A 25,666-nucleotide genomic window follows, 5' to 3' on the forward strand; every position below is an offset into this window, starting at 1 on the left:
AAATATAGATATGGAAAACATTGATGAAATTGAAACGTTGCTCGACGATACTGAGCAGGATCAAAAAAACAAGATGATTGAAGGTTCCTTTTGGCTTACCATGGGAAATTTTTTATCTAGGTTTTTAGGAGCGCTTTACATTATCCCTTGGTACGCTTGGATGGGGACCAGTGCTAATGAAGCAAATGCTCTTTTTGGAATGGGTTATAATGTTTATGCCCTCTTTTTACTTATCTCAACGTCTGGTATTCCAGTAGCTGTAGCCAAGGAGGTGGCTAAATACAATACCTTAGGCGATAAAAATGTAAGTTATAAACTTGTCAGACAGATGTCTGGTTTTATGTTGATTTTAGGGGCGGTGGCATCAATTGCCATGTACCTTTTATCTCCCGCTCTAGCTCATATGAGTGGAGGTGGTGACTCTTTAATTCCTGTTATGAGAAGCCTGTCATATGCTGTTTTTATTTTCCCAGCGATGAGTGTAATCAGAGGTTTTTTCCAGGGAAATAATAATCTGAAACCTTTTGCTGTCAGCCAGCTTGCTGAACAATTGATTAGGGTTATCTGGATGCTTTTAACAGCTTTTATTATCATGAAACTTGGTAGTGGAGATTATGTTAAGGCTGTTATCCAGTCAACGACTGCAGCCTTTATCGGGATGCTTGCAAGTATAGCTGTTTTATTCTATTACTTGGTTAAAACAGGGGATTTGACAAGGATTATCAATCCAGGTCCCACTAAGGTATCAATTAACTCGAAGGAACTCCTTGTAAATACGGTAATTCAGGCAGTACCTTTCATTATTCTTGGATCAGCCATTCAAATTTTTAAGGTAATTGATCAGTTTACCTTTTCAAATGTTATGACGCATATTGGAAACTTTACAAGTTCTGACCTTTTGACATTTTTTAGTTATTTTTCTGGTAATCCAGATAAGCTTACAATGATACTTGTGGCTGTTGCTGTTTCCATAAGTGGAGTAGGGATTCCCCTGATTACAGCAAATTTTGTTAAGGGAAATACCAAGGCCACAGCAAATCTTATAAGTGATAATTTACTTTTATACTTTGCCTTTATGGTTCCAGCTGTGACAGGTCTTTCAATTTTGGCTCTACCAGCCTATACGGTTTTTTATAACAGACCTAATAATTTGGCCTTGAACCTATTTGTTTTTGCTGTAATCCAAAGTTTTGTCCTAGGGCTTTACATGATGATTACACCAATGATGCAGTCCCTCAGAAGAAGTAGACTAGCCGTTAGATATTTCTTCTACATTGTTCTTTTGAAGATTTTACTTCAGATACCAGCCATTTACTTGTTTGAATCATATGGACCTATGATTTCAACAACTCTGGCCTTTAGTGTAGCCTGTTATTTCTACATGAAAAAGTTACACCGAATTACAGATTTTGATATTAATTTACTGCTTAGACGCTTGGCAGGTATTTTAACCTTTACAATCATTATGGCCCTTGTGACTGCTCTAGTCTTTACTCTTTTAAGATTTGTCCTAGGCCCTGGAGGTAAAGTTAGGTCCCTTCTTGTTATTGTTTTAGCTGGTGGAAGTGGTTTTCTGACCTACCTTTTCCTAATTTTAAAATCTCATTATATTGATTTACTTTTAGGGGAACGAGGCGTTCGTTTAAGAAAAAAATTAAAAATGTAAAATAAAAAATAGACTATTAAGTCTATTTTTTATTTTTATTAATTATTGGCCTTTTCCTTATACCATAAGTCTGGTTGCCAAACCCATGAGGTATCATGCTTTTTAAGAAGATCAAAGCTTTCCTTAGGCCCCATACTACCAGCCTCATATGGATAAAGGGGAACAAGGTCATCAGCCCAGACTTTTTCAATGTCGTCAATTAAAATCCAGCTAGCTTTAACCTCTTCCCAACGTGAGAAGTTAGAGGCATCTCCGTGAAGGACATCGTAAATGAGTTTTTCATAGGCTTCAGGCGAATTTCCAAGAATTGCTGCATTATGCCTAAAATCAAGTTTGATATCGTGGATATTAAAGTCTTTACCAACTTCCTTCCCGTTCATTAGAAGGGAGAATCCTTCAGTTGGTTGAATGTAGATGGTAAGGATATTTTGTTTTAGTTCTTTTTTTGAGTCAAAGATTGAATTTTCCTTCTTGAAGACAATATTAATCCTTGTCCCTTTTTCAGTCATTCTTTTACCAGTTCTAAAGAAGAAGGGAACATCTTTAAATCTTTCATTGTTAACAAAAATTGTTCCAGCCGCAAAAGTTTCAGTCATTGATTGAGGGTCAACGGCATTTTCTTCCCGGTAGCCTGTAAAATCATGACCATTAAAATGTCCAGCTTGATACTGTCCGCGAACAAAGTTGTTTTTGATTTCCTCAGTAGAAGGAAGTTCCAAATTTTCGAGGACTTTAATTTTTTCCTTTAGGATATCTGAACTCTTGAAGGACGCAGGTTTATCCATGGCTAAAAGAGATAGAACTTGGAGAATATGGTTTTGGACCATGTCCTTAAGGGCACCTGATTTATCATAATAAGCACCGCGGTCTTCTACACCAATTGCTTCAGCAAAGGTTATCTGGATGTTATCGATGAAGTCACGGTTCCAGATTTTATCGAAGATGAAGTTTGCAAAACGAATGGCAAATATGTTTTGAATCATCTCCTTACCTAGATAGTGGTCAATCCTAAAGATTTGCTGTTCTGTGAAGGCTTCTGATAACTCCTTATTTAGTTTTTCAGCTGTTTTAAGGCTTGTACCAAAAGGTTTTTCGATAATTAATCGTTCATAGCCTAGACCATCAGTTATATTTTCTGATTTTAAGTGGCCAGCAATTGTTCCAAAAAATTCTGGTGCCATGGCTAGGAAGAAGATTTTGTTATTGTCTGTTTTATATTTTTGCCCTAATTCAAGGGATAGATTTCTTAAGGTTACATAGTTTTCAGAGTCGTTTACGTCATGAGCCTGATAGTAGAAGTGGCTAGCAAAGGTTTTTGCATCTTCAGTATTTTCGATTAAATCAGAAATACTATCCAAAACAACTTCTTCATACATTTCCTTGGTCCAAGGACGTCTAGCAGTTCCAATTACCGCAAAGTCCTCCTCTAAAACACCGGATTTATATAAACGATAAAGTGATGGGTAAAGTTTACGCTTGGCTAGATCACCAGTTGCACCAAAGATTGTGACTAAAACTTTTGACATATATCATTTCCTTAATTTTTTATAGTAGTTATCCTATTCTATCATAAAATTCTATCTTTTGCCCAAGCCATAGGACTTAAGCCAGATTTTGAGGAAGAATTCCTTAATTTTGAGCTTAAAAACTTCTATAGACATAGGGGTTGGATGGTTGATCAACCTCTTGGGCCTGATCAACTTGAATGGCTGGTATATTTCTTTTATAAACATCAAAGAATTGGCTAATGATAGTCCCTTCAACACTAAGCCAAGTATTGTCCTTGTAGTCCTGGTTGGTTTGAATCATAAGACCAAAGACACCTGAATCAGCTATGCAGTGGATGATACCAAAGCGGAAGAGGAAGTGGTAATTTTGTTCACCAGAAGCGTTATTGTAGACAAAGCCAGTTAGGCGAATTTTTTTGCCAATAAATTCACTAGGATAGTCATAAATAAGTTCCATGACCTCCATGTAATTTTTTTCAGTAACTTCGATGAGGCTTGAATTTTGATAGGTTTTCAGTGTTTTTTTCATTAAATCATCATAATCTGACTTAGTGAAGTAGGAGCTGGTATTGGGCTTCAGATACTGAACTGTTGTCCCGTCATCACTAGTGCCAGATTCCTTTGATAGGGGAAAAACAAACCCCTTATTATTTACAACGGATGCATCAAGTGATTCGTAAGGTAGGAAAAGGCAGACAAAGAGCGGAAGGGCTAAAAGTAAATAAGACATAGAATTTTTTAGGATCATTTTTGGTGAATTTCTATGCTTTTGCTTGCTGGCTTTAACCCAATTAATTAGCTGAACAACTGATAAAAAGAGGGCTAGAACCATACTTATTTCAGCCAAATAACTATAGTGAACATTTATGTACTGGTTGAGTTTTCCACTAGCCATTAGATACATCATTAGTTCAAAATAGCCAGATAATATTAAAAATCGAATCATACAAAGAACTCCGTAAAGATTATGATTGTGAGCGAAACAAGTGCGATGAATTGAGCGATGAAGGCTGGTTTAAAGTAGCGAGACATCATAAGTAGATTTTTAATGTCAACGACCGGTCCAAGAAGGAGGAAGGCAAGAACTGGAGCTGGTCCAAAAAGTCCTAAGAAACTTGCCCCTACAAAAGCATCTGCCTCTGAACAAAGGGACATAATCAGGGCTAGAAGCATCATTACAAGGATGCCTAAAAGTTTATTATGGTTGAGGCTTGTAATAAAGGTTGTTGGCAGGTAAATCTGTAAGAAACTTGCCAGGCTGGCTCCAATTATTAAATATTTTCCTGTATCAAAAAATTCATCGATTGAGTGGTTTAAAGCCAACCAAATTTTGTGGCTACCTTTAATGTTTTTTAAATCATGACTATGGTTGTGGTCATGGGTATAATCATCTGATTCTATGTCTTTTTCCTTGAGGGGTGATTTTTGGTAGACATAAATGAGAAACAACCCAAGAAGAAAGGCCACAAGAATTATTCCAAGGGTCCGAAGAAGAACCAAGTGGGTTGAGTTACCAAAGGCAATATAGCCTGCAAAGATTACAATAGGATTGATTACAGGAGCTGCGACCATGAAAGGTAGGGCTGTATAAGAAGGAACTCCCTTGTTCATAAGCCTACTAATCACAGGGACAATTCCACATTCACATGAGGGAAAGAAGAAGCCAAAGAAGATACCAAATAAAACTCTGAGAATTTTATTTGAAGGTAATAATTTTTTGATTAAATCAGCTGTAAGGAAAACCTCAAGAAAACCTGAGATGATAGAGCCCATTAAAACAAAAGGAAGTGCCTCAATTACTATGGACATAAAAATTGTCGCACATTGAAGCACCCCGTAAGGTAGGTTGCTAAACATTATTTAGTCTTTTCACCCTCCTTCTTTTTATCAGTTTTTGAATCTTCTTTTTTATCTGCAGTATCTTTATCTTTAGGATTTAAAAGATCATCAGGAAAACTTGCGAACTCGCTTAAAACCTTATCAAGATCATCTCGTTTTTTATATGTTAGTGCCATAATTTCCTCCATTTAAATTTATTTACTATCCCTATTTTATCACTAACTTATAAAATATGTTAAAATAAATTGCTATGGAAAAAAATATTGAAAAAATTGCAAATGCTATTACTTTAACACCAAATCAGGTTGAAACTGTTTTAGAACTTACCAAAGAAGGCAATACCATTCCCTTTATTGCCCGCTACCGTAAGGAGATGACAGGCGGTCTTGATGAGGTTGAAATTAAAAAAATTATTGATACCCATGCTCAACTTGAGCGCCTTATGGACCGCAAGAAGGCTGTTCTTTCTATAATTGAAAAACAGGGTAAATTAACTGACGTTCTGCGCACGCAAATTGAAGCTGCCGAAAGGGTGCAAGAAGTAGAAGACCTTTATCTTCCCTACAAGGAAAAACGCCGCACCAAGGCGACTATCGCCCGCGAAAACGGCCTCTTCCCACTGGCTAAATTGATCATGCAAAATGTTTCTGACATTGAAGAGCAGGCTGAAAACTTTATAAATGATAAGGTAAAGACCTCAAAAGCTGCCCTTGAAGGAGCTGTGGCCATTTTGAGCGAAGCCATTAGTGAAGACGTCAAACTTCGTAATTGGACTCTGTCTGAAATCCGCAACAACAGCCATTTAATTAGCAAGGTTAAAGACGAAATCCTAGATGAGAAAAAAGTATTTCTCATGTACTATGACTTTGACAATGCCATCTCAAAATTGCCTAATTATAGGGTTCTTGCCCTAAACCGCGGGGAAAAATTAGGAATTTTGTCTGTTAAGTTCGCTAATAATTCTGACAAGATTGAACGCTTTTTTGAAACTCGTTTTAATGCGCGTGGTAACAAATACTTAAATCTTGCCATTAAAGACAGCATTAAAAAGAAAATCGTTCCAGCCATGGAAAGACAGCTTAGAAACGAGATGACTGAGGCCGCCGAAGACTCAGCCATTGAACTCTTCTCAGAAAATCTCCGTAACCTTCTTCTAGTAGCTCCTCTTAAGGGTAAAGTAGTCCTTGGGTTTGACCCAGCCTTTAGAACTGGAGCCAAACTTGCTGTCGTTGACGCAACTGGAAAACTCCTTGAAACCAAGGTCATCTATCCGGTTAAGCCAGCAAAGGCTGCTGAAATTGAAGCTGCTAAAAAAGAGCTTGCTGACCTTGTCAACAAGTACGGGGTTGAAATGATTGCCATTGGTAACGGAACAGCCTCACGTGAGTCTGAAGCCTTTGTGGCAGAGGTTATTAAGCGTGAAAAACTTAATGCCTATTATGTGATTGTAAATGAGTCAGGTGCCTCAATCTATTCAGCAAGTGAGCTTGCCCGCCGTGAGTTCCCTGAACTTACTGTTGAAAAACGTTCAGCCATCTCTATTGCCCGCCGTCTTCAAGATCCACTTGCTGAGCTTGTTAAAATTGACCCGCAATCAATTGGAGTCGGCCAGTACCAGCATGACGTTAGCGACAAGAAGCTGTCTGAAAACCTGGACTTCGTTGTCGACACTGTGGTTAACCAGGTGGGAGTCAACGTCAACACAGCCAGTGCCGCTCTTTTAAGCCATGTATCAGGTTTAAACAAGTCGATTGCTGAAAATATTGTTAAATACCGTGAGGAAAATGGGGTAATCACCAGTCGTACTGAAATTAAAAAAGTACCAAGACTTGGAGCCAAAGCTTTTGAGCAGGCTGCAGGCTTCCTAAGAATCCCTGAGGCTGAAAATGTTCTTGATAACACAGGAGTTCATCCGGAATCGTATCCAGTAGTAAAAGCGCTACTTTCAGCCCTTGAAATCACTGATCTTAATGAGGAGGCACGTAGCAAACTTGCCAAGCTAAATATTAAGGACATGGCAGATAAGCTTGAAGTGGGCCATGAAACCCTAAAAGACATTGTGGCTGATCTGATTAAACCAGGACGTGATCTGCGTGATAACTTTGATGCCCCAAGTCTAAGACAAGACATCCTATCAATTGAAGACCTGGCCATCGGCCAAAAACTTGAAGGAGTTGTCCGTAATGTTGTCGACTTTGGAGCCTTTGTTGATATTGGTATCAAGGAAGACGGCCTTATCCACATCTCAAAAATCAGTAAGGCCTATATCAAACACCCATCTGAAGCTGTGGCCGTAGGTGAAATCGTGACTGTTTGGGTTGATAAGATTGATCTTGATCGCCACAAAGTCAACCTTAGCCTTTTGAATCCAAGAGACTAGTCTCAGGACTTTTCAGGAGATGAGTAAAGTTAGAATTGCGGATTTTGACCTCGATTCATATGTAAAAAAAGTTTCCCTGGAAGATTTTAACAGGGACTTTTGTCATCAAGTGAGATGGAATAACCGCTTGAAAACAACTGGAGGACGCTTTTTTACCAGCGATTGCCACCTTGATTTTAATCCGAAAATTTATGAGGCCCTAGACCTTTCGACTTTTAGAAAAATAGTTCGCCATGAGTTGGCCCACTATCATTTATTTCTAGCAGGTAAGGGGTACCGGCATAGGGATTCTGATTTTAAGGAATTATTGAAGGAAGTTGATGGATTAAGGTTTACACCACGGCTTTCTACTGGCAAAAGCTATCACTTTTATAGGTGTAAGGACTGTCAAAAAAGATACCGTCGTCAAAGGAAGGTTGATACCAGTAAATATGTCTGTGGACATTGTCAGGGAAAATTGCAGGAGGTAGAAGATGAGTAAAAAATCTCCCTTGGAGAAGCTAGGGAATCAGGCTGTCAGAAAAGTCAGCAAAAAATATCCGATTTTAGGTTTTATTTTGGCCCTAATAATTGCAGGTTTTCTTTTCTACCTGGAAAGGTCAGAACCCAACCAGGTAAAAAATGATATACCGGCAAGTTCTCAGGTTCAAAGTTCAGTAAAGGAAAGCAGTCAGACTAGTGGAAGTAGCTCTTCTACTTCTGAAATCATTTCAGAAAATTCTTCTGATTTTCTAAATTTGAGTTGGGACGGGACTGTTCAAAATATTGCAGTAGCCATAAATAATAACAAGTCAACCTTTACCAGTGAAGAAATGCAGGAAGATGCCAGTCAGGACTTTTGGGTTAAGTTTTCCAAGCGTGATGGTTTGACCAGAGCAGGTCAGGCCAACGCGCGTCTTAGTAGGAGTAAGTATCTTGAGGTTAAGGGTATAAAGCGCCCAGGGATTCCTCAAGGTAATGATCCGGCAGGTTGGAAGTATAATGGAAAATCAAACAATAAAAAGATTGATTTTGATGGTCAAAATCAAATGGTTTATAACAGAAGTCATTTAATAGCCTGGATGCTTTGTGGTGATGCAGGTAGTCTTGAAAATCTTGTAACGGGAACACGTGCCTTTAATAGTCCTGGGATGAGTAACTATGAATCAAAAATTTCAAATTCCTTGTATTATCAAAATGTCCATATTAGATACCAGGTTACTCCAATCTATAAGGATAATGAACTTTTACCTAGAGGAGTTCATATGATGGCAAAAAGCATCGAAGATGACGGAAAATCATATGATTTGAATATTTATGTTTTCAATGTCCAACCAGGGGTTGAAATAAATTATTCGACTGGTCAAAATAATTTATAAAAATTAAAATCAATAGGTTGACTGGTTTTCCATAATGATTATATAATTGCGGTAAGTTTTTACGGGAGGTTGGGTATTTTGAAAAATTTCTTGAAGAAGTATAATTGGCCTTTTGTAGTTGATCTTACTTTATTCGTTCTATTGACTAGATATGTTATTGATATGCCTAAAAACTTATTGCTTAATATAAGTGTTAGTCTTATTATCTTTATATGCTTGAATGTACTTACGAGTTTTATTTTTTCAAGATTGAGCAATAAATCTTCAAAAAATAATCTGTAAAAATAAGCAAAAATTAAATTCAGTCTGCGGACTGATTTTTTTTGGTGAAAATCTGACATAATGTAAACATAGCAGGAGGAATTGAACATGAATAAAAAAGAAAGAATTTTAGATTTAATGCGTCATGGAGTAATCTCCAATGAAGAAGCAATTGAACTACTTGAAAACATTGACAATAAAAATAATGAAACAAATAATATAGATGCTGATAAGGGTCTTGATAGCCTAAGTGATATTTTTGCAGGTTTTGATCCCAAAACTTTCTTTGATACTGAGGAAGTAGTTGAAGAATTCGGGGAGGATGATTCAGCCAAGCAGGAAAAAGAAAGTGAGAACAAGGATAAGGAACAAGATAAATTTAATGCAACTGACCTTTCAGACAGCATTGGAGAAGCCTTTAAAAGCCTTTTAGGTTGGGGCAGTGATGTCTTTGATAACATGAAAACAAAGGTCGATGAAAACTTTGAATGGGATTCTGGTAAATTCAAGGTTAAAACTAGTAAGAAGCAAGATTCAAGGATTATTGACGGAGATATTCGTGCCTTAAATATCATCTCTCAAGCAGGAGATATTGAAGTAATCAAGTCAGATGACGATAAGGTCAAGATTGATTTTGACCTTGAGGTTTATGGTAACGAGGATTTAGAAGATTTTCTTGCTAAAAATCTCCTTATTAGTGATGCTGGAGGCATTCTTACCATCAATGTTGCAAGTAAGCGTGTGTCAGCTGACATGGTAGTAAGCCTTCCAGCCAAAAGATATGACTCTTTAATTGTTAGACTGGCAAGTGGGGACGTGAGTGTCAGCTCAACCATTGCTGACTACATCCGCATCACCAATATAAGTGGTGATTTGGAGCTTAATGGTTTAAGTTCAACAATTACTGAACTTTCAACAAAAAATGGTGATTTGAAGGTTTCTGGTGGTTCTTACACCGACTTAAACGTTAAGACAATTAACGGTGATTTGACTGTAAACTCTGACTTTGAAACTAGTGAACTTTCATCAATCAACGGGGCCATTCGCCTTGCTCCAAGCCTTAAGGCTAAAAAAATAAATATTAAAAATATCAATGGTGACATCAAGATGTCAATTCCATCTTCAGCAGGATTTACAGGACTTGCTAAGACATCATTTGGGAAATATAAAACCCGCCTGGAATTAGATAATCCATTAGATATTGGGAAAAGCGGTGTGGCCTTAGTCAGAACAGGTCATGATGTTATTACCTTTGAAATTGAATCTAGGATGGGTAATATTTGGCTCAAAGATGCTGACTTAGATGAAAAAAAATGAGATAATAATTTTAGCAATGTAAGAAAAGAGGAAAATTATGCCAAAGAAAAGACTGACAAAATCTTCAACTGATAGAGTTTGGTCAGGTGTCTTAGGTGGGATATCAGAATATTTCGGACTTGATTCAACTTGGGTTAGGATTGCCTATGTTGCCTTGTCAGTAGTTTCTTCTGGCTTTCCAGGAATAACACTTTATATTCTCCTTTCCATAATAATTCCTAAGGATTCAAACTCAAACTACAGAAGCTATAATGGCTTTGAAGGGAACTATTATTACAAGGATAGATCAAAGTCAACAGATGGCTCTCGCAAAAGAAAAGATGCTGAGGTAGTCCATGACGACGATGATGACTGGGCTGATTTCTAAGCCTTTAAAGAACTAGCTGCGGCTAGTTTTTTGTTTAGGTAGACAAGTCTTAAAATATTTGAGCCTTAAAATTACAAAAAAAATCCAGCTAGGTTATAATGAAAGAGGAGGAAGATATGAATAATAATGATTTTTTAGATATTTTAACTAACCGTCGTTCGATTAGAAAATATAAGGACGTGAAAATTGCTCAGGATGATATTCTTGAAATGCTTAATTTAGCAGTCAAATCTCCTAGCAGTAGGAACATTCAACCTTGGGAATTCGTGGTTGTTGAAAGTCCCCAAGCAAAAGAAAAGTTAACTCAAATGGTTTACAGCAATACAGAGCAAGTTAAAACCTCAAGTTTTGCCCTTATTATATTCTCTAGATTCCAACTTGAAAATAACGCAGAGAAGGTTGTTCATGCAGAGTATCTAAAAGGACATGTTCCTGAAGAGAAGAAATCAGAACGCATTGAATACTTCCACAAGAACTATAAGATGTTATCTGATGAGATAAAGCGTGAACTTGCGACCTTTGATGCAGGAATTATTACAGCCAACTTTTTAAATGTTGCCCGTCACTATGGTTATGATACTAATGTTATCGGTGGCTTTGTAGCAAGTGAGGTTCATGATGAATTTTCACCAGCAAGCGACACAAGACCTGCCATTATCATAACAGTGGGTATTGCTGATGAAGAAGGTAAGAAAACTTCAAGGGTTGCCGCTGAAGAAATTACTAGATTTGTCTAAAAAAGGGGATATCCCCTTTTTTTGTTTGCCAGCTTATAAATTAAAGATGTAAGCTAGTATGCTATAATAGGAGTCATAGAAAAAGGAGAAGTTGATATGAGTGTTACTGTGCAAAATTTAATTGATAAGATTAAACTTGATGTCGTTTATGCAAGTAAAGAAGCCCTGGAAAGGGAGATTACAACAGATGATATTGAAAGGCCCGGTCTTGAAATGTCAGGTTATTTTGACTACTACACCCCTGAACGGGTTCAAGTTATTGGACGTAAGGAGTGGAGTTACATGCAGGAGCACACTGGGGAGAACCTTTATGAACTTCTAAAGAAAATCTTTACCCCTGAAACACCAGCAGTAATTGTTGCAAGAGACCTTGAGATTCCAGAGGAGATGGTTAAGGTTGCTGAAGCACAAGATGTTGCCCTCCTTCAATCAAAGGATGTAACCAGCCGTCTGTCAGCTGCTATTACCACCTATCTTTATGAGAAACTTGCTGAAAGATTCACTGTCCACGGGGTCCTAATGGATATTTTTGGAACAGGTGTTCTGATTCAGGGTGCAAGTGGAATTGGCAAAAGTGAAACTGGTCTTGAGTTAATCAAAAGAGGTCACTCTTTAATCGCAGATGACCGAGTTGACGTTTACCGAAAAAGTGAATTTACTCTTATGGGAGAAGCTGCTGAAATTTTGCGTCATTTAATTGAAATTCGTGGTGTTGGAATCATGGATATAATGACCCTCTTTGGTGCAGGATCAGTTAGGGATTCAAGTGAAATAAATCTGGCTGTAAATTTAGTTCCTTATGCAAATGATGATGAATATGACCGTCTGGGAAACGGGACAGGTACCCTGGAACTTGCAGATGTTAAAATTCCGCAAATTAGTATACCGGTTAAAACTGGTCGAAATATCTCAGTCATTATTGAGGCAGCTGTCATGAATTTCCATGCTAAAAATATGGGTTATGACGCAACTAAGGTATTTGAAGACCGTTTGACTAACCTTATTGAGAAAAATAGTTAGGGGGATTTATGCTCTTATCAATTAATCCCATAGCCTTTAAATTAGGTCCCTTACAGATTCACTGGTATGCCTTATTTATAACCTTAGGGGTAGTTTTAGGGGTTATTTTAGCCATGAAGGAGGCTCCTAAAAAAAGGATTAAGGCAGATGACATCTTAGATTTTATTTTACTGGCCTTCCCCTTATCAATAATTGGGGCAAGAATTTACTATGTGGTCTTTGAATGGTCCTACTACAAGGATCATCTGTCAGAAATCATTGCCATTTGGAATGGTGGGATTGCCATTTATGGTGGGTTACTAACAGGGCTTCTAGTTTTAGTTGTCTACTGCTACTACAAGATGATTAATACGCTAGACTTTCTTGATGTAATTAGTCCTAGCCTTTTCATTGCTCAGGCCATTGGCCGTTGGGGAAATTTCGTCAACCAGGAGGCTTACGGACGAGCAGTATCAAAGCTTGATTACCTCCCTAAATTCATCCAGGATCAAATGTTTATTGATGGTTCTTATAGGGTGCCAACATTTCTGTATGAAAGTGTTTGGAATCTCCTTGGGTTTATTTTAATCCTTCTTCTGAGGACTAAAAAGAATTTCCTAAGACGAGGTCAGGTATTTGCCTTTTATTTAATTTGGTATGGTTTTGGTCGCTTCTTTATCGAAGGTATGAGAACTGATAGTTTAATGATTGGTGGCCTTAGGGTTTCTCAGCTGGTTTCAATCCTAATTTTCTTAGCTGGACTTTCTATAATGGTTTATCAGGGGAAAAAGAAGAGTAAATATTATCAAGGCTAGTTTAAATTTGCTATAATGTTACCAATAGATTTAGCTGTCAAGGCTTAGATGGGAGGCTTATGTGGAAAATATTGCCTTATGGATTATTGTAGGTGCAGTCCTTATTTTAGTTGCTTTTGTCGTTGTTCTAATAGTATTTTTAATCGATTTTATTAAAAAATTATCGAAAATGGCAGATGAGGTTACAGGAGCTGTTAACCTGCTGACAAGTGACGCTGATATACTGATGGGCCAGACGGATCAACTTCTGTCAAAGACCAATCTTCTTATGGATAATGTTAATGAGAAGATGGATACAGTTGATCCCTTGTTCCATACCGTAGCAGACTTGTCTGTTAGCGTTTCAGATATAAATGAGAAGGGTCAAGACTTTGTATCACGCTTTAATTCCAATGCTGCAACTGTTGGAAAGGCTAGTACAATTGTTACAGTTGGCCGAGCTGCAAGCAAACTTTTAAAGGGTAAAAAGAAAGTTTCTAGTTCTAGAAGGAAGAAAGAGGAAAAGTAGATGGCAAAAAAATCAGGATTTTTAACAGGTGCTTTATTTGGAGCTGCTCTTGGTGCAGTTGGGGCTTATCTTACTGCTACTAAAAAAGGTGAAGAGCTAAGAGAAGATTTACGTGAAGAGTTCAATGAATACAAGGAAGACCCTCAGGGAAAACTTAAAGAATTAAAAGAAGTAGTGATTGATAAGGCTTACGTGGCCCGTGATTTCGCTGAAGATAAATACATTGAACTTCGTGAAGCCCTTGATAACGGGGATATTTCAGTTGATTCTGCTGTCCAATTTTTGAATGAAAAAAAGGCTGAGGCCATTGATGAATTCAGAAAAATTAAGGATGATGTTGAATATACTGACGCAGAGATTATCGAGAATCTTAAGGAAGAAGGTCTTGATTTCGAATTAGAGCTTGAAAAATTTGTTGATGACAAGAAGGAAGAAGGTCAAGAAGTTAAGGACCGACTTAAGGAAAAAGCTCTTGAAGTTGAAGATCAGGTTAAGGAAAAAGCCTTCGAAATCAAGGAAGAAGGCCGTGAAAAAATTAATCGCTTAGAAGATGAATTAAGGGATTAGTAAATTATAAAACCTCTAGAATTTAATCTAGAGGTTTTTTTGATAAAAAAAGAACTCAGCCTCGGGGTTTGGGAGGATAAGTCCTTATTAATTTATTGATACTGAGGATAAAATCCTAAAGTTTAGCGGGAAATACGTCTGCGGGCTGCTTTTTTACGATTTTCATTGATGAACTCTTCTTTTTCAAGTTCTGGGTCAATAAATTTCTTTTTGGCAGCAAGAGCTCCAGCTACTGAAACTGCTACTGTTGAGGTTACACCTGCAAGAACACCCTTGACAAATTTATTCATTTTGAATACCTCCGATATATGTTATAGTTATATTATCTTAAAAAAATGGAAAAATATCAAATGAAAAACAAAATTATAATTATTGCAGGTCCTACAGCTGTGGGAAAAACAGCTCTTGGGATAAAATTGGCCCAGGCCTTTGATGGGGAAATTATAAATGGAGATTCCCAGCAAGTTTATAAGGGGCTCGATATTGGTACGGCAAAGGCTAGTAAAGAGGAGCAGGCCCAAGCCCCCCACCATTTGATTGATGTAAAAAAAATTGATGAAAATTTTTCTGCCCACGATTTTACAAGTCAGGCACGAAAGTTAATTGATGAGATAAGTTCCAGAGGAAAGCTTCCCATAATTGTTGGGGGAACTGGTCTTTATTTACAGGCCCTTTTAGAAGGTTATCATTTGGGTGGATCTGATAATCATGATATGATGAGGGCAAGGCGCGATGAACTTGAACAGTTGGATGACCAAGAGCTTGAAGAAATTTTTAAAAAATCAGGTTTGAGCCTTGAAGAACCAAATAGAAGAAGGATTATTAGGGAGATTGAAAAGCATGAACTAGCTAGTAATCTTAAAAATAATCCTCTCTCCTATGACAGTTTGATTATAGGTTTAAATATGGAACGTCCCCTTCTTTATGACCGCATAAACCAAAGGGTTGATTTAATGGTTGATGCAGGGATTTTAGATGAAGCAGACCTCCTTTTTAAGCAATTTCCACAAGTTCAAGCAACAAGAGCCATTGGCTACAAGGAATTTTTCCCTTATTTTAGAGGAGAAGTAGACCTTGCAAGTGCAGTTGAAACAGTGAAGAAAAATACCAGACATTATGCCAAAAGACAGCTGACCTGGTTTAAAAATCGCATGAAGGTTGATTTTTATGACGTACTGTCAGAAGACTATCCTACAGCTGTTTTAAGGGATGTTGAGGTATTCTTACATGAGGAGGATAATCATGATTGAAACTGAAGAAAGAAAAGAACGAGTTGCCATTGTTGGAGTTGAAACTGAGGAGAACTACAAGACTTTTTCAGTATCTATGGAAGAACTTGCAAGCTTAGTTACAACAGCGGGTGGCGAGGTTATTAGTGAATTTATTCAAAAGCGTGACCGAGTTGATGGAAAATACCTGGTTGGGAAAGGGAAGCTTGAAGAAATTAAAGAAAATATCGACGCAGATGAAATTGATACTGTAATCTTTAATGACCGTCTAAGCCCAAGACAAAACATGAACCTTGAGGAGCTACTAGGAGTCAAGGTAATCGATAGGATGCAGCTAATCTTGGATATTTTTGCCTCTCGTGCTAAAAGTTATGAGGGAATGTTACAGGTTGAACTTGCCCAGTTAAAATATATGCTTCCAAGGCTTGTTGGAAAAGGAATTGCTCTTAGCCGTCAAGCAGGTGGTATTGGTAGTAAGGGTCCAGGGGAAAGTCAGCTTGAGATGGACCGCCGCTATATTAGGACTAGAATTGAAAATATTGAAAAATCATTGAAAAAGGCTGAAAAAACCCGTCTAAATATGCGTCAAAAACGCCAAAAATCAGGAATTTTTAGGATTGGATTAATTGGTTATACGAACGCTGGTAAATCAACTATTTTTAATGTTTTGACTGATAAAATTCAATATGAGAAAGATGAGCTTTTTGCAACTCTTGACGCCACAACGAAAGATTTCAGCTTAAAGGATGATTTTATTGCTACCTTAACCGATACTGTAGGATTTATCCAAGATCTTCCAACTGAATTGGTTAATGCCTTCAAGTCAACCCTTGAGGAAAGTTCTGATGTGGATCTACTAATTCATGTTATTGATGCAAGTAATCCTGACCATCAGATTCATGAGGATACTGTTAAAAAAATAATGGCTGACTTGAAAATTTCTGATATCCCAGTCTTAAATGTCTACAATAAGGCTGATTTAATCAAGGGTGATTTTACCCCTGATGCTTATCCAAATATTTTAATTTCAGCTAAAAACAAGGATGATGTAAAAAAACTTAAGGATAAGATTGTTGAGAGAATCGAAGAAATTTTTGAAAAATTTGCCATTAAGGTACCTTATGCGGAAGCTTATAAGCTAGCAGATCTTGGGAAAGTTGCTTTGATTGACGATATGAAAGAGTTAGAAGATAGCTATGAAATCCGCGGATCAATTGCTAAAAATCAAGAATGGAGAATACAAAACTATGAGTTTATCTAAGTGGACCGACCTTGCTCTTAAGTACGGCGGTTACATGGAAATGGACAAACCCCTCCTGGCTAATAGGCTAAGCCTGTTAACCAGTGACAATGAAAAGTTAGCTCTTGTGACACCACCAGCCAGTGTTGTTAATGCTTATTTTTCAGAGCTTTACCAGAAAAAGGACCCTCAAGCTGCCCTCGATTATTTCTTGGATTTAAGCAAGGCCTTAAATAACTTTAATGTTGAGCCTGATTTTACTGGGGAAGGATCTGTAAACCATCCCTCTTATCGTTTTATTAGGCTAAACCTCCAAAATTTTTCTTATGGTTTTGTTTTTACAAATGACAAGGGTGATGCCCTTGTATTTCCAGAAGATAAGGGCTCTAAGGCGGAGGATGCTATTTTCTTACAGCTTGTAAATCTTTTTCCAGGCTACGGAGTTTCCTGGAAGCTAGAAGAGAGCATGATTAAACTTCAAGCGGTAGATGGTTTTTCAGAAGAAGTTATCAATGAAAAGAATTTAAAAGATTTTCCCAACTCTAAAATTTTCTACCATAAGTCATATGTAACGGTTGAATCAACAAAATTTGAGGAGTTGAAGGACTTAAGCCAACTTTTGGGAATTGGCTGTGAGAAAACTTTACTGTTAGATGGGGATAAACTTAAGGTCTTTTTAAAGTCTTAAGTTAGTTATAGGAGATCAAATGATAGTTTTATTAGTTATAGTTGGTGTTTTGGTAGTATTTTTCCTAGCTGCGGCAGGAAGTTTATTTTATGTAGTTAAACAAGAAACAGTTGCAATTATTGAACGCTTTGGTAAATTTCAAAAGGTGTCAACTTCAGGTATTCACCTAAGACTTCCCTTTGGAATTGACCGAATTGCTGCAAGAATTCAACTGCGTTTAATTCAAAGTGACATGACAGTTGAAACAAAGACCCGTGATAATGTTTTTGTACAGATGAATGTGGCTACCCAGTACCGGGTAAGTGAGCAGAATATAACTGATGCCTACTACAAGCTTATGAATCCAGTTGAGCAAATCAGGTCTTACATTGAGGACGCCTTGAGATCAAGTGTACCAAGATTAACCCTTGATGAGCTTTTTGAGAAAAAAGACGAAATTGCCTTAGAGGTTCAACACCAGGTGACTGAAGAAATGGCAACTTATGGTTATGTGATAGTTAAAACGCTAATTACCAAGGTTGAACCAGATGCTGAGGTTAAACTTGCCATGAATGAAATCAATGCCGCTCAAAGAAAACGGGTTGCCGCTCAAGAACTTGCCCATGCAGACAAAATTAAGGTAGTTACAGCAGCTGAAGCTGAAGCTGAAAAAGACAGGCTTCACGGGGTAGGGATTGCTGAGCAAAGGCGTGCTATTGTTGACGGTCTTGCAGCATCTATTCTTGAGATGAAGGAAGCAAATGTAAATATCAATGAAGAGCAAATCATGTCAATTTTACTGACCAACCAATATTTAGATACTCTTAACCAGTTTGCTGAAAAAGGAAATTCAACAGTCTTTCTACCAGCAAGTCCAGAGGGAGTAGAAGATATCAGAACTCAGATAATGACGGCTCTTAGTGCGCAGAAATAATGATAAAAAGAAGGTAAGTTGTTTACCTTCTTTTTATCGTTTTAGCTAGTAATTTAAAGCGGGTCGCAGAAACTTAGATGATATGATATAATGCAAGAAGCTTATATCTAGATATGGATATGTATAGAATAATTAATTGTTTTAAGGAGTACAATGAAGAAGGTCATTTTAATAATTCCAGCCTACAATGAAGAAAAAAGTATTGTAAATACTGTGAAAATGGTTGAAGATTTTAAAAAAGAAAAAGCTAAAGATCTTAATTTTATTCTTGATTATGTCGTTATAAATGATGGATCAAAAGATAATACCAAGCAAGTATTGGAAGAATATAAACTGAATCATGTTAACCTAATTCAAAATTTAGGAATTGGTGGTGCCGTTCAAACGGGCTATCTTTATGCCTTTAGAAATGATTATGACGTAGCTGTTCAGTTTGATGGAGACGGACAACATGATATTGCAAGTATTGAAAATATTGTTGTTCCAATCTTAGAGAATCAAGCTGATTTCGTCATTGGTTCTCGCTTTGTTAAAGAAGATCAAGATAATTTTAAATCAACAGCCGCTAGGAGAATGGGTATTAATTTAATATCTCAAGCTATTAAACTTGTGACCGGGAAAAAGATTTATGATACAACCAGTGGTTATAGGGCAGCAAATAGAAGATTAATTAAATATTTTTCAGAAAATTATCCGGTTGCCTATCCGGAACCTGAGACCATTGTCCGAGCTATCAAACATGGTAACCGCATTTTAGAAGTACCTGCTCATATGTTTGAGAGAGCCGAAGGGGAATCAAGTATTAGTGCTTTAAAATCTGTTACTTATATGATGGACGTTTTAACCTCCATCTTTATCGCAGGACTTATGAAGGAGGTTGACTAATGTCTATATTACTTAGAATTGAGATGCTAGTTTTAGCCTTAGGACTATTTGTCTATATAGTTCGAATGATTAATAGGAGTGCTTTTTCGCTAAGAAGGTCAGCTCCCTGGATGATTGTTGGTATTGGAATCTTATTTTTAGCAGCTTTTCCAGGAATAATTGAAAAATTAGCCCATGAATTAGGCTTTGGATTAACCATCAACTTTATTCTTTTTGTCGGTCTTGTTTTTGTTTTCGTGCTTGAACTCATGAAAACAAGTAGTGATACCAAAAAGGACAATCAAATCAAAGTTTTAATTCAGGAAGTTTCGTTACTAAAAAAAGAGGCGGAAGAGAGCTCTTCTGATTACAGTGATGACTAACTTTAATTTTAAAAAATAAGTATTAAATTAAACAATTTTTATTAAAAATAAAGTAAATTTTTAACGAAATTCGCTGAAAAAAGATAATTATGATATAATCTAGTGGTACAAATTTTGAAAAAGAGGTAAATATGAAAGGTATTATCCTAGCCGGAGGATCTGGCACACGTTTATATCCATTAACTCGCGCAGCAAGCAAACAGCTTATGCCAATCTATGACAAGCCAATGATTTACTATCCACTATCAACTCTAATGTTAGCTGGGATTAAAGACATTCTTATCATCTCTACTCCACAAGACCTTCCACGCTTTGAAGAGCTTCTTGGAGACGGAAGTGAACTTGGTATCAACCTAAGCTATGCTGAGCAACCAAGCCCAGATGGACTGGCTCAAGCTTTTATCATTGGTGAAGAGTTTATTGGAGATGATTCAGTGGCGCTAGTTCTTGGGGATAATATCTACCACGGGCCAGGCCTTTCTAAGATGCTTCAAAAAGCAGCTTCAAAAGAAAAAGGTGCAACTGTCTTTGGTTATCAAGTAAAAGATCCAGAACGTTTTGGTGTCGTTGATTTTGATGAAAATATGAAGGCTATTTCTGTTGAAGAAAAACCTGAACATCCAAAATCAAACTATGCAATCACAGGTCTTTACTTCTACGATAACGATGTTGTAGAAATTGCTAAAAATATCAAACCAAGCGCGCGCGGTGAACTTGAAATTACCGACGTAAATGCAGTTTATCTTGACCGTGGAACCCTTGATGTTGAGCTTATGGGCCGTGGATTTGCTTGGCTTGATACAGGTACACACGAAAGCCTACTTGAAGCAGCTCAATACATTGAAACTGTTCAACGTATGCAAAACTTGCAAGTAGCAAATCTTGAAGAAATTGCCTACCGCATGGGTTATATTACTAAAGAACAGGTTCGTGAACTTGCTCAACCACTTAAGAAAAATGAATACGGACAATACCTACTCCGTTTAATTGAGGAATAAGATGACTGAACAATTCTTTAATAAAGCCTTAGCTGCAAGAGAAATTCCTGGAATCCCAGGAATGCTAGAATTCGATATTCCAGTTTTTGGGGACAATCGCGGATGGTTTAAGGAAAACTTCCAAAAGGAAAAAATGCTTCCTTTAGGATTTCCTGAAAGCTTCTTTGCTCAAGGAAAACTACAAAACAATGTAAGTTTCTCAAGAAAAAATGTTCTTCGTGGACTTCATGCTGAGCCTTGGGACAAGTACATCTCAGTTGCTGATGACGGACGTGTTCTTGGTTCATGGGTAGATCTTCGCGAGGGGGAAACTTTCGGAAATGTCTATCAGACTGTAATTGATGCTAGTAAGGGAATCTTTGTTCCCCGTGGTGTGGCAAATGGTTTCCAGGTTTTATCTAACAAGGTTGCCTACAGCTACTTGGTTAATGACTACTGGGCACTTGAATTAAAACCAAAATATGCCTTTGTTAACTATGCGGATGAAACACTTGGCATCAAGTGGGAAAACCTGGCTGAGGCTGAAGTATCTGAAGCTGACGAAAACCACCCACTATTAAAAGATGTAAAACCTCTAAAGGCTTCTGACCTCTAATGAAGGTTCTCCATCTTAAAACCAAGAGAAAACTTGAGTCCTGGACTGTCCAAAAGTACAGCCAGCAGCCTGCTTGGGCTGAAAAATTCTTTGCTGAAGGTAGCTTTAAGTGGAACGGAGAAAAGTCGCTGGCTATTAAAAACGCCGGTGGCCTTCTCAAGATGACAGTACCAGTAGGCGACATCATGGTCTTTAATGGTAAATACCTAAAGGCCGTCCCAGCCCAAAAGTTTACTCGAGAATACAAGATTTTAGACTAAATAAACAGTTCTAGTAAGGAAATGAAAAAAGGGAATACAATGACTGAATATAAAAATATTATCGTAACCGGTGGAGCAGGATTCATCGGAAGCAATTTTGTTCACTATGTTTACAACAACCATCCAGATGTACATGTTACTGTCCTTGACAAGTTAACTTATGCTGGTAACCGCGCAAACCTTGAAGAAATCCTAGGTGACCGTGTGGAACTTGTAGTTGGTGATATCGCTGACGCTGAACTTGTTGATGAACTTGCAGCAAATGCTGACGCAATCGTCCACTATGCAGCTGAAAGCCACAACGACAACTCACTAAAAGACCCACGTCCTTTCCTAGATACAAACATCATTGGAACATACACACTAATCGAAGCGGCTCGTAAACACAACATCCGTTTCCACCATGTTTCAACTGACGAAGTATACGGAGACCTTCCACTACGCGAAGACCTTCCAGGACACGGTGAAGGTGTTGGAGAAAAATTCACAGCAGAAACTCCTTACAACCCTTCAAGCCCGTACTCATCAACAAAAGCAGGTTCTGACCTTCTAGTTCGTGCTTGGGTACGTTCATTTGGTCTTAATGCAACAATCTCAAATTGTTCAAACAACTACGGACCATACCAACACATCGAAAAATTCATCCCGCGTCAGATTACAAACATCCTAAGCGGAATCAAACCAAAACTTTACGGTGACGGTAAAAACGTACGTGACTGGATCCACACCAACGACCACAGTTCAGCAGTTTGGGCTATCCTTACTAAAGGTGCTAAAGGTGAAACTTACCTAATCGGTGCTGACGGTGAGAAGAACAACAAGGAAGTTCTTGAATTAATCCTAGGCGAAATGGGACAAGAGTCTGACGCATACGACCGCGTACAAGACCGTGCTGGACACGACCTTCGCTATGCAATTGATTCAACAAAACTTCGTGAAGAACTTGGTTGGGAGCCAGAATTCACTAACTTTGAAGAGGGAATTGCAGACACTATCAAGTGGTATGCTGACCACGAAGACTGGTGGAAGGCTGAGAAGGATGCTGTTGAAGCAAACTACGCCAAAAACAATCAGTAAAATATTTTAGCCTCATAGGGTTAGTGGTGATCAAAACACTGGAAAGAAGATTCATCTTATTTTTCAGGATTACTGCTAGCCCTTATGGCAGTTTTATACTTAAATAATAGATTTGAACTGAATAAAAGAACTTAGAGATTTGTTATTATGATTAAGAATGGAGATAAAATGATTTTAGTTACTGGAGCAAACGGCCAACTTGGAACAGAACTTTGCCACCTATTAGACGAGCGCAATGAAGATTATGTAGCAACTGATGCTGCTCAACTTGATATTACAGATGCCGAGGCAGTTGAAAAAGCTTTTGCTGAAATTAAACCAACCATCGTTTACCACTGTGCAGCCTACACTGCAGTTGATAAGGCTGAAGATGAAGGAAAAGAATTAGACTACGCTGTAAACGTTACAGGTACTGAAAACATTGCCAAAGCTTGTGGTAAATATGATACAACTCTAGTTTACATTTCAACTGACTATGTCTTTAATGGTGAAAAACCAGTCGGTGAAGAGTGGATGGAAGATGACGCAACAGGTCCTCAAACTGAGTATGGACGCACTAAATTTTTAGGTGAAGAAGCAGTTCGTAAGTATGCACCCCACCACTATATCATTCGTACTAGCTGGGTCTTTGGTAACTACGGAGCAAACTTTGTCTTCACCATGCAAAAACTTGCTGAAACTCGCGATACCCTAACAGTTGTTGATGATCAGTTTGGTCGCCCAACTTGGACTCGTACTCTTGCTGAATTTATGGTTTATTTAGTAGAAAATCAAAAAGACTTTGGTACCTACCACCTGTCAAATGAAGGTGTAACAAACTGGTATGGTTTTGCCAAAGAAATCCTAAAAGATACTGATGTTGAAGTTTTACCAGTTGACAGCAGCAAGTTTGTTCAGAAGGCAAAACGTCCTAAAAACTCTGTTATGAGCCTTGAAAAAACTAAGGCGACAGGTTTTGTTATTCCAACTTGGCAAGATGCCTTAAAGGAAATGCTTAAAAAATAATAGAAGAGGTGCAACATGCAACACGTTTTTATCATCGGATCCCGCGGTTTACCCGCAAAATACGGTGGATTTGAAACCTTTGTTGATGAACTTGTAAGCAACCAAAAGAGCGCAGAGATCAAATATCATGTTGCTAATCTATCTGATAGGGAAAACAAAAGCCATTATACTTATAAGGGGGCTGATGTTTTTAACATTAAGTCACGTAATCTTGGTGGAGCAAGGGTCATTTTTTATGACCTTGATGCCATCAACTACTCTTTAGAAATTATTAGAAAAGAGGGGATTAAAAATCCCATTTTCTATATTCTGGGAAATACCATTGGAGCTTTCATCACACCCATGGTCAAAAAGATTCATGCGGTAGGCGGCCTGGTTTTCGTAAATCCAGATGGCTTAGAGTGGAGACGTTCCAAATGGAACTATCCCGTTCGCAAGTACCTGAAGTATGCTGAGCGTAAAATGGTTGAGCAGACGGATTTAATCATTGCTGACAACCAGGGAATTGAAGACTACTTAAAGCTTGAATATAAAAAGCCCTTTAAATCGACAGTTTTAGCCTACGGGACTGATACTGAAATGGGGATAAATCCTGATCTTTCATGGTTTGAAAAGCAAGCTATAGCTTCTGATGGTTATTATCTAGTTGTCGGCCGCTTTGTGCCAGAAAACAACTATGAGGCAGTAATCCGGTCATTTATGGCTTCTACCACAGAAAAAGATCTGGTTATTGTCACCAATAAAGACGACGGTGACCTGTATGAGACCCTACTTAAGTCAACAGGTTTTGATAAAGATTCACGAATTAAGTTTGTTGGTACTGTCTATGACAAGGATACCTTAAAAGCAATCAGAGAAAGGGCCTTTGCCTATATTCATGGCCACGAAGTGGGCGGAACCAATCCAAGTCTTTTAGAAGCCATGTGGTCAAGCAAATTAAATCTAGTTTTGGACGTTGATTTTAACCGGAATGTAACCTTAGACTCAGCCCGCTACTGGCAAAAAGATAGTCTGACAGACCTTATCAATAAGGTTGATGTTTTTGATGAAGCTGAAAGGATTCCCTATAGGCAAATGTCCAGGAAAATTGTTTGTGACAATTATACCTGGCAGGGAATTGTTAATAAGTATGAGGAGCTCTTTTTAAATGAAGGTTAATATCTTAATGCCTACCTATAATGGGGCACGGTTTTTGGCTGATCAGATAAAAAGTATTCAAAATCAGACCTTTACAGATTGGCATCTTCTCATTCGAGATGACGGCTCAACTGATAAAACGCCTGATATCATTAGAGAATTTGTAGCTTTAGATGACCGAATATCTTTTATAAATGATAGTAATCAAATAGAAAATTTAGGTACAATTGCTTCCATTTTTGAATTAGTCAAAAGTGAATCTGCTGATTTTTACTTTTTCTGCGATCAGGATGATATTTGGTTGCCTGAAAAATTGGCTTTAACTTTAGCTGAGGCAGACCATCATGATAATTCAAGGGCTGTTATGTACTATACAGACCTTAAGGTTGTTGACCAGGACCTCAAGGTAGTTTCTGAAAGTATGATTAGATCGCAAAGTCATCATGCAAATACCAGTCTTGTTGCAGAACTTACTGAAAACACAGTAACTGGTGGGGTTAGTATGATTAATCATGCCTTAGCAGAACTTTGGACCTCAGCTGATGATATTATCATGCATGACTGGTATCTAGCCCTTCTAGCTGCCAGTACGGGAGAACTTGTCTATATTGATGTTCCAACCCAGCTTTACCGCCAGCATGATAGCAATGTACTTGGTGCTAGGACTCTTAGAAAGAGGATGAAAAATTGGATTCGCCCTTGGAAACTTGTCGCTAAGTACTGGTGGTTGATTAAATCCAGCCAAGCCCAGGCCAAAAAGCTTTTGGAATTGCCAAATCTTGATTCCGAGAATCGAGAACTGGTCGAAAATTTTGTAAAGCTTGATACCGGAAATCTGAGAACTCGGGTTTCTGCCCTAAAAAAATATAAATTTAGAAAGAACAGGGCCTTTCATACCCTGGTCTTTCGTACTTTAATTATTACCAATTTCGGTAATAAATCGGAGGAATAACTA

Annotated in this window: 29 protein-coding genes; 24 read left to right on the forward strand and 5 right to left on the reverse strand. The window is 37.8% G+C overall.

The features are described 5' to 3' along the window. The first annotated feature begins 10 nt into the window (after window positions 1-10). Window positions 11-1,666, forward strand: a complete 1,656-nt coding sequence (locus tag OZX60_01130) for a polysaccharide biosynthesis protein (GenBank protein ID WEV45381.1) — start codon at window positions 11-13, stop codon at window positions 1,664-1,666. A 38-nt stretch (window positions 1,667-1,704) separates the two neighbouring features. Here the strand turns inward: OZX60_01130 and zwf are convergent, their stop codons facing one another. The 4 genes from zwf to OZX60_01150 all read right to left on the reverse strand — a co-directional run bounded on the left by zwf (window position 1,705) and on the right by OZX60_01150 (window position 5,189). After that, a complete protein-coding gene (zwf, locus tag OZX60_01135) occupies window positions 1,705-3,192 on the reverse strand; it encodes a glucose-6-phosphate dehydrogenase (GenBank protein ID WEV45382.1) in 1,488 nt (495 codons plus the stop codon). Between the two features lie 115 nt (window positions 3,193-3,307). Then, window positions 3,308-4,120 (reverse strand): TIGR03943 family protein, encoded by an 813-nt coding sequence (locus OZX60_01140; GenBank protein WEV45383.1) that lies wholly within the window; start codon window positions 4,118-4,120, stop codon window positions 3,308-3,310. Beyond that, complete coding sequence (locus OZX60_01145; protein ID WEV45384.1) at window positions 4,117-5,031, reverse strand: permease; 915 nt, start codon at window positions 5,029-5,031, stop codon at window positions 4,117-4,119. Before OZX60_01145 ends, OZX60_01140 begins: the two co-directional genes overlap by 4 nt. Beyond that, window positions 5,031-5,189, reverse strand: a complete 159-nt coding sequence (locus OZX60_01150) for an SPJ_0845 family protein (protein WEV45385.1) — start codon at window positions 5,187-5,189, stop codon at window positions 5,031-5,033. Before OZX60_01150 ends, OZX60_01145 begins: the two co-directional genes overlap by 1 nt. 74 nt (window positions 5,190-5,263) lie before the next feature. On the opposite strand from OZX60_01150, the gene OZX60_01155 reads away from it, so the two are divergent. The 10 genes from OZX60_01155 (at window position 5,264) to OZX60_01200 (ending at window position 14,322) form a co-directional block, all read left to right on the forward strand. After that, window positions 5,264-7,393 carry a Tex family protein gene (locus OZX60_01155; protein WEV45386.1) on the forward strand — a complete coding sequence of 710 codons (2,130 nt, stop codon included), beginning with the start codon at window positions 5,264-5,266 and terminating at the stop codon, window positions 7,391-7,393. Window positions 7,394-7,412: 19 nt separating this feature from the next. Then, window positions 7,413-7,874, forward strand: a complete 462-nt coding sequence (locus OZX60_01160; GenBank protein ID WEV45387.1) for a SprT family protein — start codon at window positions 7,413-7,415, stop codon at window positions 7,872-7,874. Next, the gene (locus OZX60_01165) at window positions 7,867-8,751 is read left to right on the forward strand and encodes a DNA/RNA non-specific endonuclease (GenBank protein ID WEV45388.1); all 885 of its coding nucleotides are present in this window, start codon (window positions 7,867-7,869) and stop codon (window positions 8,749-8,751) included. Before OZX60_01160 ends, OZX60_01165 begins: the two co-directional genes overlap by 8 nt. A gap of 369 nt (window positions 8,752-9,120) precedes the next feature. Beyond that, on the forward strand, window positions 9,121-10,329 hold the full coding sequence (locus OZX60_01170; protein ID WEV45389.1) for a DUF4097 family beta strand repeat-containing protein: 1,209 nt from the start codon (window positions 9,121-9,123) through the stop codon (window positions 10,327-10,329). Between the two features lie 37 nt (window positions 10,330-10,366). Next, window positions 10,367-10,696 (forward strand): PspC domain-containing protein, encoded by a 330-nt coding sequence (locus OZX60_01175; GenBank protein WEV45390.1) that lies wholly within the window; start codon window positions 10,367-10,369, stop codon window positions 10,694-10,696. Window positions 10,697-10,812: 116 nt separating this feature from the next. After that, window positions 10,813-11,433, forward strand: a complete 621-nt coding sequence (locus OZX60_01180; GenBank protein ID WEV45391.1) for a nitroreductase family protein — start codon at window positions 10,813-10,815, stop codon at window positions 11,431-11,433. A 96-nt stretch (window positions 11,434-11,529) separates the two neighbouring features. After that, a complete protein-coding gene (hprK, locus tag OZX60_01185) occupies window positions 11,530-12,453 on the forward strand; it encodes an HPr(Ser) kinase/phosphatase (protein WEV45392.1) in 924 nt (307 codons plus the stop codon). 8 nt (window positions 12,454-12,461) lie between these two features. Continuing rightward, window positions 12,462-13,247, forward strand: a complete 786-nt coding sequence (gene lgt, locus OZX60_01190) for a prolipoprotein diacylglyceryl transferase (protein WEV45393.1) — start codon at window positions 12,462-12,464, stop codon at window positions 13,245-13,247. A 61-nt stretch (window positions 13,248-13,308) separates the two neighbouring features. Next, window positions 13,309-13,755 (forward strand): DUF948 domain-containing protein, encoded by a 447-nt coding sequence (locus OZX60_01195; GenBank protein ID WEV45394.1) that lies wholly within the window; start codon window positions 13,309-13,311, stop codon window positions 13,753-13,755. After that, window positions 13,756-14,322: a YtxH domain-containing protein gene (locus OZX60_01200; GenBank protein ID WEV45395.1), complete on the forward strand. Its 567-nt coding sequence runs from the start codon at window positions 13,756-13,758 to the stop codon at window positions 14,320-14,322. A gap of 122 nt (window positions 14,323-14,444) precedes the next feature. Here OZX60_01200 and OZX60_01205 read toward each other — a convergent pair whose 3' ends face one another. After that, entirely contained in the window at window positions 14,445-14,612 is a 168-nt protein-coding gene (locus OZX60_01205) for a DUF3042 family protein (GenBank protein ID WEV45396.1), read from the reverse strand. A gap of 60 nt (window positions 14,613-14,672) precedes the next feature. Here OZX60_01205 and miaA point away from each other — a divergent pair, with 60 nt between their 5' ends. From miaA to OZX60_01270, 13 genes are all read left to right on the forward strand, one after another. Next, window positions 14,673-15,572: a tRNA (adenosine(37)-N6)-dimethylallyltransferase MiaA gene (miaA, locus tag OZX60_01210; GenBank protein WEV45397.1), complete on the forward strand. Its 900-nt coding sequence runs from the start codon at window positions 14,673-14,675 to the stop codon at window positions 15,570-15,572. After that, window positions 15,565-16,812 carry a GTPase HflX gene (gene hflX, locus OZX60_01215; protein WEV45398.1) on the forward strand — a complete coding sequence of 416 codons (1,248 nt, stop codon included), beginning with the start codon at window positions 15,565-15,567 and terminating at the stop codon, window positions 16,810-16,812. Before miaA ends, hflX begins: the two co-directional genes overlap by 8 nt. Continuing rightward, complete coding sequence (locus tag OZX60_01220) at window positions 16,799-17,479, forward strand: hypothetical protein (GenBank protein ID WEV45399.1); 681 nt, start codon at window positions 16,799-16,801, stop codon at window positions 17,477-17,479. Before hflX ends, OZX60_01220 begins: the two co-directional genes overlap by 14 nt. A gap of 19 nt (window positions 17,480-17,498) precedes the next feature. Further along, window positions 17,499-18,392, forward strand: a complete 894-nt coding sequence (locus OZX60_01225; protein ID WEV45400.1) for an SPFH domain-containing protein — start codon at window positions 17,499-17,501, stop codon at window positions 18,390-18,392. A gap of 153 nt (window positions 18,393-18,545) precedes the next feature. Next, the gene (locus OZX60_01230) at window positions 18,546-19,277 is read left to right on the forward strand and encodes a glycosyltransferase family 2 protein (protein ID WEV45401.1); all 732 of its coding nucleotides are present in this window, start codon (window positions 18,546-18,548) and stop codon (window positions 19,275-19,277) included. Beyond that, window positions 19,277-19,639, forward strand: coding sequence for a DUF2304 domain-containing protein (locus OZX60_01235; GenBank protein ID WEV45402.1), 363 nt, complete (start codon window positions 19,277-19,279; stop codon window positions 19,637-19,639). Before OZX60_01230 ends, OZX60_01235 begins: the two co-directional genes overlap by 1 nt. A gap of 131 nt (window positions 19,640-19,770) precedes the next feature. Then, window positions 19,771-20,637 carry a glucose-1-phosphate thymidylyltransferase RfbA gene (rfbA, locus tag OZX60_01240; protein WEV45403.1) on the forward strand — a complete coding sequence of 289 codons (867 nt, stop codon included), beginning with the start codon at window positions 19,771-19,773 and terminating at the stop codon, window positions 20,635-20,637. Window position 20,638: 1 nt separating this feature from the next. Then, complete coding sequence (locus tag OZX60_01245; GenBank protein ID WEV45404.1) at window positions 20,639-21,232, forward strand: dTDP-4-dehydrorhamnose 3,5-epimerase family protein; 594 nt, start codon at window positions 20,639-20,641, stop codon at window positions 21,230-21,232. Beyond that, window positions 21,232-21,492 carry a hypothetical protein gene (locus OZX60_01250; protein ID WEV45405.1) on the forward strand — a complete coding sequence of 87 codons (261 nt, stop codon included), beginning with the start codon at window positions 21,232-21,234 and terminating at the stop codon, window positions 21,490-21,492. Before OZX60_01245 ends, OZX60_01250 begins: the two co-directional genes overlap by 1 nt. 39 nt (window positions 21,493-21,531) lie before the next feature. Further along, entirely contained in the window at window positions 21,532-22,569 is a 1,038-nt protein-coding gene (gene rfbB / locus OZX60_01255; protein WEV45406.1) for a dTDP-glucose 4,6-dehydratase, read from the forward strand. 168 nt (window positions 22,570-22,737) lie between these two features. Further along, window positions 22,738-23,574: a dTDP-4-dehydrorhamnose reductase gene (gene rfbD, locus OZX60_01260; protein ID WEV45852.1), complete on the forward strand. Its 837-nt coding sequence runs from the start codon at window positions 22,738-22,740 to the stop codon at window positions 23,572-23,574. Window positions 23,575-23,589: 15 nt separating this feature from the next. After that, window positions 23,590-24,732 (forward strand): DUF1972 domain-containing protein, encoded by a 1,143-nt coding sequence (locus tag OZX60_01265; protein ID WEV45407.1) that lies wholly within the window; start codon window positions 23,590-23,592, stop codon window positions 24,730-24,732. Continuing rightward, window positions 24,722-25,663 carry a glycosyltransferase family 2 protein gene (locus OZX60_01270; protein ID WEV45408.1) on the forward strand — a complete coding sequence of 314 codons (942 nt, stop codon included), beginning with the start codon at window positions 24,722-24,724 and terminating at the stop codon, window positions 25,661-25,663. The genes OZX60_01265 and OZX60_01270 overlap by 11 nt, the downstream gene beginning before the upstream one ends. Window positions 25,664-25,666 lie beyond the last annotated feature (3 nt).

The sequence above is a fragment of the Streptococcaceae bacterium ESL0687 genome (genome assembly GCA_029392475.1).
Lineage (GTDB): Bacteria > Bacillota > Bacilli > Lactobacillales > Streptococcaceae > Floricoccus.